Below are 12,038 nucleotides of genomic sequence, written 5' to 3'. Positions count from 1 at the left end.
CTCGGGCTTGAGAGCACCAAAGCAGGAAATGCAACAGTAGATTTGTGGGAACTACAGGATCAGCGGCAGCTAGTAAGTATAGCTTGTGTCAAGTGGAAGGAAGCGGTGGCTAAAAAAGTATGGCCGAAGTATAAAAAGGCACAGGCGGACGCCCCGAAATGCTCCGGGACTTTCGGCTTACGCCAGGTAAGTATAAAGTATAGCAGTAAGTATAAACCGGCAAGTATAAAAGTATGGCTTACGCGGACTTGGAAGTCCGCAGCAGAATTGGTTTCGGACAAGGATGTCCGGAACAGCGGAAATGGAAGTATAGCCAAGTATAAAAGTATAGCCAAAGCAAGTATGGCTTTTCAAGCCAATCGAGTTACAAACTCGATATCATAAAAGGACACAAGTCTGGAGACTTGCGCCAGAGAAAGTATAAAATGGCACAAGCGGACGCTTGCGCCAGGTAAGAATAAAGTATAGCAGCAGCAGCTATCAGATCACAGCTGAAACAGAGAAAACATAGCCATCCCAATCCCATCAACACCAAAAGTATAAACCCATGGAATACCCAAACCGCGATAAACAAGCTATTCAGCACCTCTACAACACCATCCTGCCCACGCTGGCGGAGCACATTCACCAGAGCATCCTGCCTATACTCCCGTTGTTCGATAATTTCGGGCTGGAGCGCATCATCGACACCTGGACCCGGGACCCGGCGGCAGAGGCGGACACGGAGGTAAGCGTGGAGAACGGCAACGTGCAGCAACTGGGGCTAAAGCTGCGGCTGGAGGGCTTTCAGAAGCCGGGTGTGGAAACATTTGACCTGACCAAAGACGTATTGTTCAAACTGGAGTACAACAGTTATACCGTGGGGCCGGACAAGAACAACAGCTGGCTCGAGAAGCCCTACCTGCAGCGCTGGGAAAAATCAGAGTACGAGCTGGTGGCCGGCAGGTGGAGCGAAGAACTGATTGACGACCTGACGCAGCGCCTTGAAAAACTAACCTGACAGCCTATGCGCCTCCTGCTTGCCATAGCCAAACGAATTTCTGGTTTATACTTCATACTTCTGTTGCTGTGCCTGAGCGCCTGCAATGCCTGCCAGGCGCAGGAGCAGGAGCAGAAACAGGTTTCCGCAGGCGGTTATACTTTTAAAACGCCGGGCCCTGGCGGCATTGGCAAAGTATATATGGGCCGCGAGATTGCGGGCATCATCAGTCCGGCAGGCGGGGCGTGGCTGGAGCGGGAGTCGCGGGAAGAGCAGGACAAAGCCAGCATAGCCGTTGCCAACATGGGTTTGCGCCCCAACAGCGTGGTGGCCGATATCGGTGCGGGCGTGGGGTATTATACTTTCCGGGTAGCCCCCAAAGTGCCTGATGGGAAAGTATACGCCATAGATGTGCAGGAGGAGTTTGTGGCGGCACTGAAAGAACGCGCGGCAGCACGTGGACTGACCAACGTGAACGTGGTGAAAGGCGACAGCCAACGTATAAACCTCCCCGAGAACCTACTGGACCTGGCTTTTATGGTGGATGTGTACCACGAGCTGGAGTACCCCCAAGAGATGCTGCAGGACATATACCGGGCGCTGAAACCGGATGGAGAGTTGCTCTTGCTCGAGTACCGCGCCGAGGACCCTAATGTGCAGGTGAAGGAGCTGCACAAAATGAGCGTGGAACAGATAACCCAGGAACTGGGCGCGAATGGCTTTGAGCTGCACCGGCAGGAGGACTTTTTGCCCCGCCAGCACTTCCTGGTGTTCCGGAAGGCCGCAAAATAAGTATAAAGTCCCCATCCGTCTTCTTTTGTCTTCCGTTAAGCCCCTGGTGCTGCATCAATTTTACAAAATCAATAAAAATTAATATACTGATAATCAATTCCGTATAGGTGTGCCTGGCGGTATCACAACTGTTGTGGCATATATCTTGTAATAATCCCTTCATCCATGCGTGATAGTTTATTAAAACCTTAAAAGCACGTTTTATGAAAAAGGTAAATTACATTTTCAGTTTGGTCTTTATAGTATCGATCCTGCTGAGTTCTGCAACCGAAGCACAAGACAGAAAAATAAGCCCACAGGCTAAGGGTGCCGTAATTGGCGCTGCCACAGGTGCAGCCGCCGGTGCCGTGATACATAAGCGCAACCGTGTGGTAGGCGGTGTAGTGGGCGGTGTGGTAGGCGGCGGCGCAGGCTATGCCATCGGCAAGGGCATCGATAACAGGCAGAAACGGGCGGAGGCCGAGCGAGTGGCGGAGGCAGAACGAGTGGCTGCCGCTAACAGGGCCGCCGCAGAGGCCAGAAGCGCCAGAACCGTAGCCGCCAGAACGACCCCCGCCAGCAAGCCGGTAGCCGCTAAGAGGCAGGCTGAGCCAGCCAAACAGGCGCTGGTGGCGCAGAACCAGGTAACCGTGCCTTATGCTGCCTACAACGAGGAGGTGTACAACCCGATCATCAGCATGGGGTATTTGCCAAACCTGTCCTTCGGCGACCCATCAACCGCTTACTCTACCTCAGAGGTAAGACGGAAAAGCTGGTAAGTATAGAGTAGCTCTGTCTGCAGCAAGTATAAAGTTTGCTGCAGGCAGGCCATACTTACAGATGTTATACTTTTAACAATCAGACTTATGAAACGCTATGTATATATCCTGTTCTTTGCCGCCATCTTAACTTCCTGCGCGCAGCCGGAGGAGGCGGTGAACGTACAAAGCCTGAACCAGGAGTTTATCGGAGCCTGGAACAGCAACGACCCGGAAAAAGTGATCTCGTATTTGGCAGATGATGTGCAGTTCGTTCAGGGCGAAACGCACTTCAACGGCAAAACAGAGGTGGCCAACAAATGGGTAAAAGATACCTACGGCACCATCGCCGACCTGAAGACGAATGTGGTAAGCTCGGGCGTAGACAAGGAGATGGCCTACGAGGCAGGCACCTTCTCGGTGGATGTGCTCCCAACCTCCCAGGATCAGCTGCGCGGGATAGGAGAGGGCAACTTTATGCTCCTCTGGAAGAAAACCGCGGAAGGCGAGTGGAAGCTAAGCTACGCCCAACTGGAAGGCCTGCCGGTGCAGGTAAAGAATTAACAGAGTTGAAGCAGCAAAGATACGCTGCACAAGTATAAATTGAGAAGCCATGCAGCTGAATGTTGCATGGCTTTTCTGTTTGTAGGGATAAACTGCCCAAGTCAAACCTCGCCCTGCTATCTTTGCCGCTATGAACTCCATCAAACTGAGCTCCTACTACCGCCTCTACGCTTTCTCGGATTATCAAAGTATGAAGTCGGCGCTGCCCTACATGCAGCGCGTGGTACTGGCCAAGGGCCTGCAGGACGTGGGGGAGGCAGAGGCAAGGAGCTTTGTAGGGCGCGTGAGCGGGAAAGGCTACAAGAATTACCTGGAGCCGCTCAGCAGCCACCGCACCAAAGGCAGCGGCATCCAATCCCTGATCACGGCGCTGCAGGCGCTCTATAAAAGCAACGGCTTCTCGGCCAGGTACATCGTTATCGAGCGGAGCTAGGCACCTGTTTATACTTTGCAGCAGGCCATACTTGCTACGGTATTAAGCAACGAGGCTGCCCGGCATTTCCGGACAGCCTCGAAGTATAAGTATGAAAAAGGGGACTAGGCCTGCTTTACCAGCTGCACCTCGCCCTGTATCTTCAGTTCCTCGCCCAGCATCACGCCGCCTGTCTCCAGGGCCGCGTTGTAGTTTATGCCCCAGTCCTTGCGGTTGATTTTGCCGCTAAAGGAGAAGCCCGCCTTCACGTTGCCCCACGGGTCAGTGGCCACACCATTTTGCTCTACAGAAAGCTTCACCGGCTTGGTGGTGTCCTTAATCGTCAGGTCGCCATACAGGTTAAAGGTGTCATCACCGGCCTTCTCCACCTTGGTGGAAACAAAGGTCATGTTCGGGTGCAGGTCCGTGGCAAAGAAATCCGCGTTGCGCAGGTGCTCGTCGCGCTGCTGGTTGCTGGTGTCGATGGAGGCCGGGTTGATGTTCGCCACCACCTTTGCTTTTGTAAAGTCGTCGCCTTCCGTTTCAGCCTCCCCCTCGAACTGGGTGAACCTGCCGGTAACGTTAGAGATCATCAGGTGCTTGATTTTAAAACCGAGCTCGCTGTGGGTTGGGTCGAGAGACCATTTTGTAGTTGCCATATTAATTCGTACTAAAGTTTACTTGGTGTATTATAAAAGAAATAATGATGCTATATTATCTAACGGTGTTAGGTATAAGGGCAAAAAAATTAGGTTTTCATGCCCGATACGAAGCCGCGGATGAAATCCTGCAGCACCAACCCGTTCAGTTCGTTTTTGTTTTCGCCGCTACCCATCATATTGATCGAAACTAGGCCATGCAACATAGACCAGAACGTGTGCAGCTTTAGGAAAGGGTCTGTTTCCGGAAGCTTGCCCGACGCGATCAGTTCTTTTATCGGCTGCAGGATCAGTTCGCTGAACGTGCCCAGTTCGCTGATCTGGTTCACGGTTTCGCAGGAGGGGATGCCCAGGCCATACATCACCTGGTAGTAAGCCGGGTTGTCGAAGGCAAACTTCCAGTAGGCGTACGCCATGGCCTCAACCTGCTCCTCCGGAGATTTTGCCTTGTCCTTTGCCCGGATAAGCTCCTGGTTCAGTTGCCGGAAGCCCTGCTTCGTAAGCTCCAGCAGAATGGCCTCCTTGTTGGTGAAGTGGTCGTAGATAACGGGAACGCTGTACTCAATGGCCTCCGCGATCCTGCGGATAGAGAGCGCTTGCCACCCATCCTGCAGCACCAGTTGCCAGGCAGCCGCAAGGATGGAGGTTCGTACCTCTTCTTTATGCCGTTTCTTCCGTTCCGCTATTCCCATTTTTATACTTCTGTTATATTACCTAACAGTGTTAGCAAAGGTAGAAGTTCCGCGTTACATGACAAAATACGCACTAGATTAACTGAGCCTGACTGATGGTACCCACCGTGCACTATAAAAAGTATCAGCATCACTTAAAATTAATACATTTCTTGCTGCGCCTCCCTGGAAGCCCTGATCCGTTAGCGCCTGCTGCCGTACCACTTATTAAGCACGGCCTGCGGAGGAGTGGTGCAGTTTCCCCTGTACTTAACCAAATCAGCTCGAAACAAACGACACAAGTATAAATACCGGGGGAGGAACTGGTTTTGATGCTTTTGCATTTATCCCTAACTTAAGAGAAAGTTTATAGCAGAACATTTATTTCATATTAAAACAGGAGGGGCGGCACTATGGCACAGCAGATTTGGAAGTACATTTGGGTAACAGTGATTTTGGTAGTGGCGCTGCAACTGTGCAGCCAGCAGCAGATCATGACGGCGGGGGGCATTGCGGCAACCTCCGAAACGAGAGCAAACGCCCTGAAACCGGTTTTTAGTCCGCCTGCTGTGCCAGACGCCCTTAGCTTTGCCGGCGAGCCGGTGCCGCTCGATGTGCCGGACGTGGCCGAGCGGCTGGACCGCGAGCTGCTGGTGAACTCGTACCTGCACGCCACCACCCTGCTGGGCCTCAAGCGCATGCAGCGCTACGTGCCGGAGATTAAGATCCTGTTAAAAGAAAACGATGTGCCGGAGGATTTCATTTACCTGGCGCTGGCCGAAAGCCTGTTCGGGCATGTGACCTCGCCGGCGGGTGCCGCCGGCTTCTGGCAGCTGATGCCCGACACCGCCCGGGGCTACGGCCTGATCGTGAACGGCGAGGTGGACGAGCGTTTCCATGTGCAGAAGGCCACGCTGGCCGCCGTAAAGTACCTGAAAAGCGCCAAAGGGCGGTTTGGCTCCTGGACCAATGCCGCCGCCTCTTACAACAGGGGCATGGCCGGGCTTGACCGCGCACTGGAGCGCCAGGGCGTAAGCTCTTACTACGACCTCTACCTGAACGACGAGACCTCGCGCTACATGTTCCGTATCCTGGCCCTGAAAGAAGTGCTGGGCAACCCGCAGAAGTATAATTTTGACCTGCCCGAGGAGCACGGCTACCAGCCCCTGCCTTCCCGCACGGTGAAGGTTACTTCTACGCTCCCTGACCTGCCTGCCTTTGCCCTGGAGCAGGGCACCAACTACAAAACCCTGCGCCTCTACAACCCCTGGATAAAGGACTATAAATTAACCGTGGCGCAAGGCAAGGCGTTTGAGCTGCAGCTGCCGCAGGAGGCCATGTAAGTATAAATAAAAGAGGCTGCCCAGGTATACCTGAGCAGCCTCACAAAGTATAAAATCAGGTTCTATGGCTTAAGCCGGTTTTTCCAGCCGTACGTCAACTTGTTTTTTCAGTTTTCTCGTCCGGCATCACGCCACTTTTTCGGCAGGGCGCTTGAATAGTTTTTTACCTAAGTTTAGCACCTGGGCAATGATAAAGCCCAGCACAACGCCTCCCAGGGCCAGCAGCACCACCTTCACCAGCCAGCCCAGCGCAGGTATACCAGAGAAAGCCTGCTCCAGAGACTCCAGTGGGTGGTGCATAAAGGGCAGTCCGTGGGCTATGATCTCGGCCCCCACCCACAGCATGGCCGCGGTGCCAACATACCCAAGTATGGTCAGGAACTTCGGCATGGACTTGACGATGCCACGCCCGATCTTTCGCGTAGTCGGGTTGAATTTTTCCTGCGCCATGTGCACCCCAATATCGTCGGCTTTCACGATGAGGCCCACGAAACCATACACCGCTATCGTAATAAAGACAGCCACCGTTAAGAGCACCACGATCTGGTTCATCAGCGGACTGTCGGCCACCGTGGCGTAGGCAATGGCAATGATCTCTGCCGAAAGTATAAAGTCCGTTCGTACGGCGCTGCTTACCCGCTCCTTCTCCAGCTGCTGCGGGGTGATCACCTCCATTTCTTCTGTTGGCTCCTCCGTAGGCTCGTGCGTTTTGCCGAACAGGGAGTGCACTTTCTCATAGCCCTCGAAGCACAGGTAGGCACCGCCCAGCATGAGCAGGTAAGGGATAACCCCGGGCGCAAAGTAGCCGAGCACCAGCGCAGCCGGACCCAGGTAGAGCGCCTTGTTGATGAGTGACTTTTTGGCGATCTGGAAAATGATGGAGAGCTCGCGCTTGGGATCCAGGCCCACCACATACTTGGGCGTCACGGCTGTGTCGTCGATGACAATGCCGGAAACCTTGCCCGTTGTTTTCGCCACCTGCGTTGGTACGTCGTCGAGGCTTGCCGCGCTGACTTTCACCAGCGCCGCCACATCATCTAAAAGTGCGAGGAGTCCTGTCGCCATTATGTATACGTTCGTTTAAAGTATCATTCAGTTCTTACTGCCCATCCTATACGGATTAAACGCGGCAGCACGCTTTTTCACGATCCTAAATTAAGCGAAAGAAGCCGGATCGCAATTAAAGGTTCTTCATACGTGGAAAATATAGTTGGGGTGGCTAGGTGGAGGGTAACCGCCGCTGTTCCGGATTTGTAATCCGGAACGTTATACTTTGCGGATAGCAAATCCGCCTGTGTGCTTGAAGCTGTTGCCTTTGCCAGTGCAGATTACAAATCTTCGGCTATTACACTTTCGGATTACAAATCCGGAAGAGCGGAAGCTGAGGGTAGTGCACTGCTGATCTATACTTTATACCCTGGCCCAGGGGCTGAGGCCGCCCGCCCGGATCTTAAAGTATAAAAGCAGCAGGTAGATCATGTCGAAAATAAAGATGCTCACATACAACAGAATCAAAAAGTATGAATCGGGGAAGTATAGGTAGAGCAGTAGGGAAGGAAACACGGTGCCGATCATCTTGCACAGCGCAATGTAAAGCGACTGCCCCACGTAGCTGTTGCGCCGGAGCAGCAGGTGAATGAAAAGGATGGACATCAGCAGGTTTTGGCTGAAGGCCGCATATACGCCGTTCAGGTCGTTAAACTCGCGCGACAGGAGCAAAATGAAAAGGAAGGACAGTAGCAGCGTGAGCAGAAAAGTAGGGTAGAAGAGCACGCGTGGCAAATGCTCCGGAAATTCCTTTCTGCCATAGGTCAGGTACTGGATCAGAATGCCTGCGTCCAGGGCGAGCCAGGCATAATCGATGTAGAGTTGTGGTTTGCTGTGCGGGTGCACGAACGAGAAGATAAACTCCCAGGACAGGTTCGCGCAAAGCGCCACCACCGGCATGCCATAGCTTTTGTCGAGAAACCCCCGCCGAAGTATAAGCAGGTACGTCAGCGACCAGAAGATACCGCTGCCTATTTTTAAGATGGCATCGATGGTGGGGTCTACATGAAGCGGGTTCTGTAGCATGGTGTTCGTTCAAAGTATAAAAAACGGCTTTTTCGCAGTGGCAGCGTAATCAGGTGCTGGTGCTGCGGCATTAACAGCGTATTCTATTTGCCACCGTTGCTGTAGGGCGGCTCCTCCGATTATTTATGAGTAATATATAAGATGCTTACGGAATGTTTCGGCAGTTTTGCAGCTGGTTGTTGGTGATAACACTGCTAACGGCGTATTATTTATATAAACTTGAAGAATGGGTGATTCAACAAATATTTGTTTGGCTTGTGGCTGCTGTTGTAACGGTACCATGATTGGTTTTGTACAGCTCGGCCGGGAAGAGGTGCCTGCATTGAGCGACTTAGTGGATGTTGAGAATACAAATGGTGAAGGGTTCTTTCTTCAGCCCTGTAAATACTTTTGTGATGGCTGCACGATCTATTCCAGAAGACCGAAACATTGTGCCAGTTTCAAGTGCGGACTCTTGAAATCCGTCGAGCAAAAGGAGCTGGACTTTGATGCGGCTGTCGAAATAGTCGATGAGCTTAAACAAAGAAGGATCGCTATCGAAAAACAATTGGCGTTGCTACAAATCGAGCTCCAGTCCCAATCCTTTTACTTTAAAATGATCGAATTGAAAAACTCGCTTCAGAAAAGTGAGCCTGCATCCTTAACGCAGGACTACCTGGATTTGCAATCAGATCTCGAGCAACTTGATAGGCTGTTGTCAACAAGATTTGGCGTCTCCTTATTTTAAATAGAAGATCAGCGGCAGACTAAATCATCTGACCTTGTCACTACTTTTCCTGATGACAATGCTGCTTGTGTGCCGGCTACGTGAACATAATACTTGGTGTGGGGTTTAGAGGGAAGAAGTTGGGACCGGCTGTAAGGCGCCGAAGTAACATGCTACAACAAATTGTTGTAGCATTTTTAAAGTAAATTTGAGCCATTTAAAGTATGGGCTAATCGCAACATAAATATCATGGAAGACAATAAAGTGCGGAGTTATATTGAGGCTGTATTAGAAAACATGCCAGCCGACTGGTTGAGGCTAACCACCCACCGACTGGATATTTACAACGAACAACTGGCCAAAACCGAATTCCTGGAGCAGTTTGAAAGCCTGTTTAAAAACCGAAATGCGGAGACAGCAGCCCTCAGTGCTTTACCCACTGCTTACGATTACATCCGGTTAGGGCATCCCTTATCATCCGTGCTGGAGTGGGCAATTGCCAGCTTACACGGGCTGAAACCGGAGCATGTCATCAGTTTCTCCTCCCGGACGATGCCTGTTTTGGCTGTTCTAAGGAAAAACTTACTGGAGCAGAAGAACACACGTATCGTTTATACCGGTGCCTTACCCGATTATTTTGACGCGGAAGTGCTTAAGCGGGTGTATAGCTACAAGTTTGACTTAGAGCACGTTGAGAAAGTAGAGGAGATCGCTGCGTTTAATGGCAGTACCATTTTCTTTTCGCAGGAAGATGAAGTAGGTCACGCTACCCTGATGCCCCATATTGACTTCTATGTGAGTGTGCATGCACATCTCGGAAGTATCATATTGGTAAAAGGCGAGCAGAACAAAGGCTACATCTCAGAAATACAGCATGTGAGAAGGAGAGAGAGCATTGCCATGACGCCGGCCAACTGTTTCGCTGCCTTGCAATTGCTGATCGGGAAATCTCCTTCCGATAAGGAGAAGGGTGATGCTGCGGCAAACGAAGCGCGGGTTCAGGAATTGATCCATGGGATCACCGGTACAAGTACAAAAGCGCTGCTTGGTTCCTCCGGGCTGTCTACGCAATATGCCATCATGATGGGCCTTGTGCACGAGGCCCTGGAAAAACACCCGGGAAAAAACATCAAGTTTGTGGTTCCTCCAAACTGCTATGGTGGCACCAACGACCAATCCAGGCGGGTAGCTGCTGCTCTGGATAATGTGGAAATAGTGGACCTGCTGGTGGATGGGGAGCATGATATGGTCCGAAGTATAGATACGGTGCTGGAGGAAATCGCCCGCCAGGATGCCGTGCCTTACATTATTGCTGAGATCCCGACAAACCCAAGAGTAGAAGTGCCGGATCTTGTACAGTTGAGGGAGGTGCTAAGCAAGGCGCGTAAGACGGCAGCCGGCGAAGTGGCGGTTGATCCGGTTTTCATTCTGGATCAGACCTTCTGCCCGAATGTGCCATTTGTAAGCAAAGACGGCATTCTATCAACGATCAGGACTATTTCGTATGTGAGCGGATCGAAGTTCCCGAGTGGCGGAAAAGCGACAGCCGGCTACTGCGTAGCCAATGCAAAAGCGGAAGCCTTGCTGGAAAAGATAGAAAAGCACCTGAGGCTTTGCGATAACCAGGCGACCGATCTTCAAACTAAAATACTGTCCGAGCAACTGCCTTCCATGAACCAACGGATTGAAGCTGCCTACAGCAACACGCGCGAGTTCGTAAACTTTATAAAAGATACGTTGCCGGAGGCGAAGATCAACTTTGTTTCAGAAGAACTGGCAGAAGAAGGATTTACGCCGTCCGTGTTTTCACTGGATCTTCCTACGAAGGGGAATACGCCTGAAGAAAGGGAGGCCTATAAGCGGGAGCTGAATAATAAATTGATCAACATGATGATCCAGGAAATCCCGCATGAAAGTAAATACTGTGTGAGCTATGGCCAGCTGAAGGGCTGTTACTGGACGATACCTGCCACCTCCACGCAAGGCACAACTAAAGAAGCCGACAAGGATTACATTGCCCGGGTATCCCTGTCTCCCGACCTGGACCTTGAACTTCATAAAAAAGTGTTTCAGGACTTTGTAGCGCAAATCTAAGGCTGGTGGAGATCGTGTAATACCAAACCCGGTTGAGGCGTGTGTTAGCCGCTATGTTACTCGCTTATGCGATGTGATATAGCGGCTAACGGCGTTTAAAGGTTATGATGCGAGCGGAGGCTTGTGCTGGGGGTTTGATTGTTGGTGATAACACCAACAACGGCGGGGGAAAAAGGGAAATGAGTAACAAAACACTGGCGCAAGCGTCCGCTTGTGCCGCGGTACTAACGGTTTATACTATACCCACGTTACTCGATCAGCATAATATCCAGCAAACCTGGTTCTCCTGCATAGGCAGCGGCGCTGCTGTAAGTATACGCCTCTGGGAAGCTGACAAATCCAGCCTTTACCGGATTATGGTGGATGTAGTCCAGCTTCTGCTGCAGCAGAAAGTTTGTATTTAGCTCGATGGGGTGGTTGTGCTGCTGCCAGAACTGATAATCGTGGTTGTTGCCGTTCCTCTTTCCGGCCCGCTGCATAAGCCAGAGCATCCAGTCTTTGCGGCTCTCCTGCGGGTTATCCTGTATGGCTTTTCTGAGTTGGGTGGAGTATAACTTTTAAAGTCACGCAGGATGTTTTGGAGCGGCTCCTGCTGGCTACCGATGATCAGGTGCATGTGGCTGGTCATGATGCAGTAGGCGTATACTTCCAGCCCTTTATGCTGGGTGCAGTAACTAAGGCTATCGAGCAGCACCTGCCTGTACTCCTCCCGGATGAACACGTCGATCCAGTACACCACCGAAAAACTGACAAAGTATAATTTGCGCTGGTCCCTGATTTTATACTTCCTGCTCATGCGCTGTAGTATGGTTTAGCCTTTCCATACTTGGCTACAGGCTACCTGGTTTTCCCAGGTAAGTATAAAGTTTAGGTAACATCATAGCGCAAGCGTCCGCTTGTGCTGCCACTGCTTTGGCTAAAGGTTTAGTAGTTTGCTGGCTGTGATGCGGGGGCAAGCGGTTAGTTTTGCTGTCGCAAGGCACAAGCGGACGCTTGCGCCATAAGGTG

Annotated in this window: 14 protein-coding genes; 8 read left to right on the top strand and 6 right to left on the bottom strand. The window is 51.6% G+C overall.

Annotated elements, in window-relative coordinates:
* Positions 1 to 59: 59 nt before the first annotated feature.
* Positions 60 to 335, bottom strand: a complete 276-nt coding sequence (locus tag A3841_RS20060) for a hypothetical protein (RefSeq protein ID WP_139307960.1) — start codon at positions 333 to 335, stop codon at positions 60 to 62.
* 212 nt (positions 336 to 547) lie between these two features.
* On the opposite strand from A3841_RS20060, the gene A3841_RS12895 reads away from it, so the two are divergent.
* From A3841_RS12895 to A3841_RS12875, 5 genes are all read left to right on the top strand, one after another.
* Positions 548 to 1,000 (top strand): hypothetical protein, encoded by a 453-nt coding sequence (locus A3841_RS12895; protein WP_073852756.1) that lies wholly within the window; start codon positions 548 to 550, stop codon positions 998 to 1,000.
* A gap of 6 nt (positions 1,001 to 1,006) precedes the next feature.
* Complete coding sequence (locus tag A3841_RS12890; protein WP_073852755.1) at positions 1,007 to 1,771, top strand: class I SAM-dependent methyltransferase; 765 nt, start codon at positions 1,007 to 1,009, stop codon at positions 1,769 to 1,771.
* A gap of 203 nt (positions 1,772 to 1,974) precedes the next feature.
* Positions 1,975 to 2,529, top strand: a complete 555-nt coding sequence (locus tag A3841_RS12885) for a glycine zipper domain-containing protein (RefSeq protein WP_073852754.1) — start codon at positions 1,975 to 1,977, stop codon at positions 2,527 to 2,529.
* 87 nt (positions 2,530 to 2,616) lie between these two features.
* Complete coding sequence (locus A3841_RS12880) at positions 2,617 to 3,072, top strand: YybH family protein (protein WP_073852753.1); 456 nt, start codon at positions 2,617 to 2,619, stop codon at positions 3,070 to 3,072.
* Between the two features lie 130 nt (positions 3,073 to 3,202).
* Positions 3,203 to 3,505, top strand: a complete 303-nt coding sequence (locus A3841_RS12875; RefSeq protein ID WP_073852752.1) for a hypothetical protein — start codon at positions 3,203 to 3,205, stop codon at positions 3,503 to 3,505.
* A 104-nt stretch (positions 3,506 to 3,609) separates the two neighbouring features.
* On the opposite strand, the gene A3841_RS12870 is transcribed toward A3841_RS12875, so the two are convergent.
* Together A3841_RS12870 and A3841_RS12865 are read right to left on the bottom strand one after the other, a co-directional pair.
* On the bottom strand, positions 3,610 to 4,143 hold the full coding sequence (locus A3841_RS12870) for a YceI family protein (protein ID WP_073852751.1): 534 nt from the start codon (positions 4,141 to 4,143) through the stop codon (positions 3,610 to 3,612).
* Between the two features lie 89 nt (positions 4,144 to 4,232).
* Positions 4,233 to 4,835: a TetR/AcrR family transcriptional regulator gene (locus A3841_RS12865; protein ID WP_073852750.1), complete on the bottom strand. Its 603-nt coding sequence runs from the start codon at positions 4,833 to 4,835 to the stop codon at positions 4,233 to 4,235.
* A gap of 392 nt (positions 4,836 to 5,227) precedes the next feature.
* Between A3841_RS12865 and A3841_RS12860 the strand changes: the two genes are divergently transcribed.
* Positions 5,228 to 6,157, top strand: coding sequence for a lytic transglycosylase domain-containing protein (locus A3841_RS12860; RefSeq protein WP_073852749.1), 930 nt, complete (start codon positions 5,228 to 5,230; stop codon positions 6,155 to 6,157).
* 126 nt (positions 6,158 to 6,283) lie between these two features.
* Here A3841_RS12860 and A3841_RS12855 read toward each other — a convergent pair whose 3' ends face one another.
* Positions 6,284 to 7,222 carry a DUF808 domain-containing protein gene (locus A3841_RS12855; protein WP_073852748.1) on the bottom strand — a complete coding sequence of 313 codons (939 nt, stop codon included), beginning with the start codon at positions 7,220 to 7,222 and terminating at the stop codon, positions 6,284 to 6,286.
* A 345-nt stretch (positions 7,223 to 7,567) separates the two neighbouring features.
* Complete coding sequence (locus A3841_RS12850; protein ID WP_073852747.1) at positions 7,568 to 8,230, bottom strand: transmembrane-type terpene cyclase; 663 nt, start codon at positions 8,228 to 8,230, stop codon at positions 7,568 to 7,570.
* Positions 8,231 to 8,456: 226 nt separating this feature from the next.
* On the opposite strand from A3841_RS12850, the gene A3841_RS12845 reads away from it, so the two are divergent.
* On the top strand, positions 8,457 to 8,957 hold the full coding sequence (locus A3841_RS12845; protein ID WP_139307959.1) for a YkgJ family cysteine cluster protein: 501 nt from the start codon (positions 8,457 to 8,459) through the stop codon (positions 8,955 to 8,957).
* Between the two features lie 228 nt (positions 8,958 to 9,185).
* Positions 9,186 to 11,030: a PLP-dependent transferase gene (locus tag A3841_RS12840; protein ID WP_073852745.1), complete on the top strand. Its 1,845-nt coding sequence runs from the start codon at positions 9,186 to 9,188 to the stop codon at positions 11,028 to 11,030.
* Between the two features lie 400 nt (positions 11,031 to 11,430).
* On the opposite strand, the gene A3841_RS12835 is transcribed toward A3841_RS12840, so the two are convergent.
* Positions 11,431 to 11,826 carry a transposase gene (locus A3841_RS12835; RefSeq protein WP_317042488.1) on the bottom strand — a complete coding sequence of 132 codons (396 nt, stop codon included), beginning with the start codon at positions 11,824 to 11,826 and terminating at the stop codon, positions 11,431 to 11,433.
* Positions 11,827 to 12,038 lie beyond the last annotated feature (212 nt).

It is taken from the genome of Pontibacter flavimaris (assembly GCF_001907195.1).
Taxonomy (GTDB): domain Bacteria; phylum Bacteroidota; class Bacteroidia; order Cytophagales; family Hymenobacteraceae; genus Pontibacter; species Pontibacter flavimaris.
This window is presented reverse-complemented; position numbering and strand designations above follow the sequence as displayed.

Excerpts from the sequence above, each read along its gene's own strand:
- A3841_RS12890 (WP_073852755.1), top strand. The coding sequence starts at position 1,007 with ATGCGCCTCCTGCTTGCCATAGCCAAACGAATTTCTGGTTTATACTTC.
- A3841_RS12875 (WP_073852752.1), top strand. The coding sequence starts at position 3,203 with ATGAACTCCATCAAACTGAGCTCCTACTACCGCCTCTACGCTTTCTCG.
- A3841_RS12855 (WP_073852748.1), bottom strand. The coding sequence starts at position 7,222 with ATGGCGACAGGACTCCTCGCACTTTTAGATGATGTGGCGGCGCTGGTG.
- A3841_RS12835 (WP_317042488.1), bottom strand. The coding sequence starts at position 11,826 with ATGAGCAGGAAGTATAAAATCAGGGACCAGCGCAAATTATACTTTGTC.
- A3841_RS12850 (WP_073852747.1), bottom strand. The coding sequence starts at position 8,230 with ATGCTACAGAACCCGCTTCATGTAGACCCCACCATCGATGCCATCTTA.
- A3841_RS12880 (WP_073852753.1), top strand. The coding sequence starts at position 2,617 with ATGAAACGCTATGTATATATCCTGTTCTTTGCCGCCATCTTAACTTCC.
- A3841_RS12860 (WP_073852749.1), top strand. The coding sequence starts at position 5,228 with ATGGCACAGCAGATTTGGAAGTACATTTGGGTAACAGTGATTTTGGTA.
- A3841_RS12870 (WP_073852751.1), bottom strand. The coding sequence starts at position 4,143 with ATGGCAACTACAAAATGGTCTCTCGACCCAACCCACAGCGAGCTCGGT.
- A3841_RS12865 (WP_073852750.1), bottom strand. The coding sequence starts at position 4,835 with ATGGGAATAGCGGAACGGAAGAAACGGCATAAAGAAGAGGTACGAACC.
- A3841_RS12895 (WP_073852756.1), top strand. The coding sequence starts at position 548 with ATGGAATACCCAAACCGCGATAAACAAGCTATTCAGCACCTCTACAAC.
- A3841_RS12845 (WP_139307959.1), top strand. The coding sequence starts at position 8,457 with ATGGGTGATTCAACAAATATTTGTTTGGCTTGTGGCTGCTGTTGTAAC.
- A3841_RS12840 (WP_073852745.1), top strand. The coding sequence starts at position 9,186 with ATGGAAGACAATAAAGTGCGGAGTTATATTGAGGCTGTATTAGAAAAC.
- A3841_RS12885 (WP_073852754.1), top strand. The coding sequence starts at position 1,975 with ATGAAAAAGGTAAATTACATTTTCAGTTTGGTCTTTATAGTATCGATC.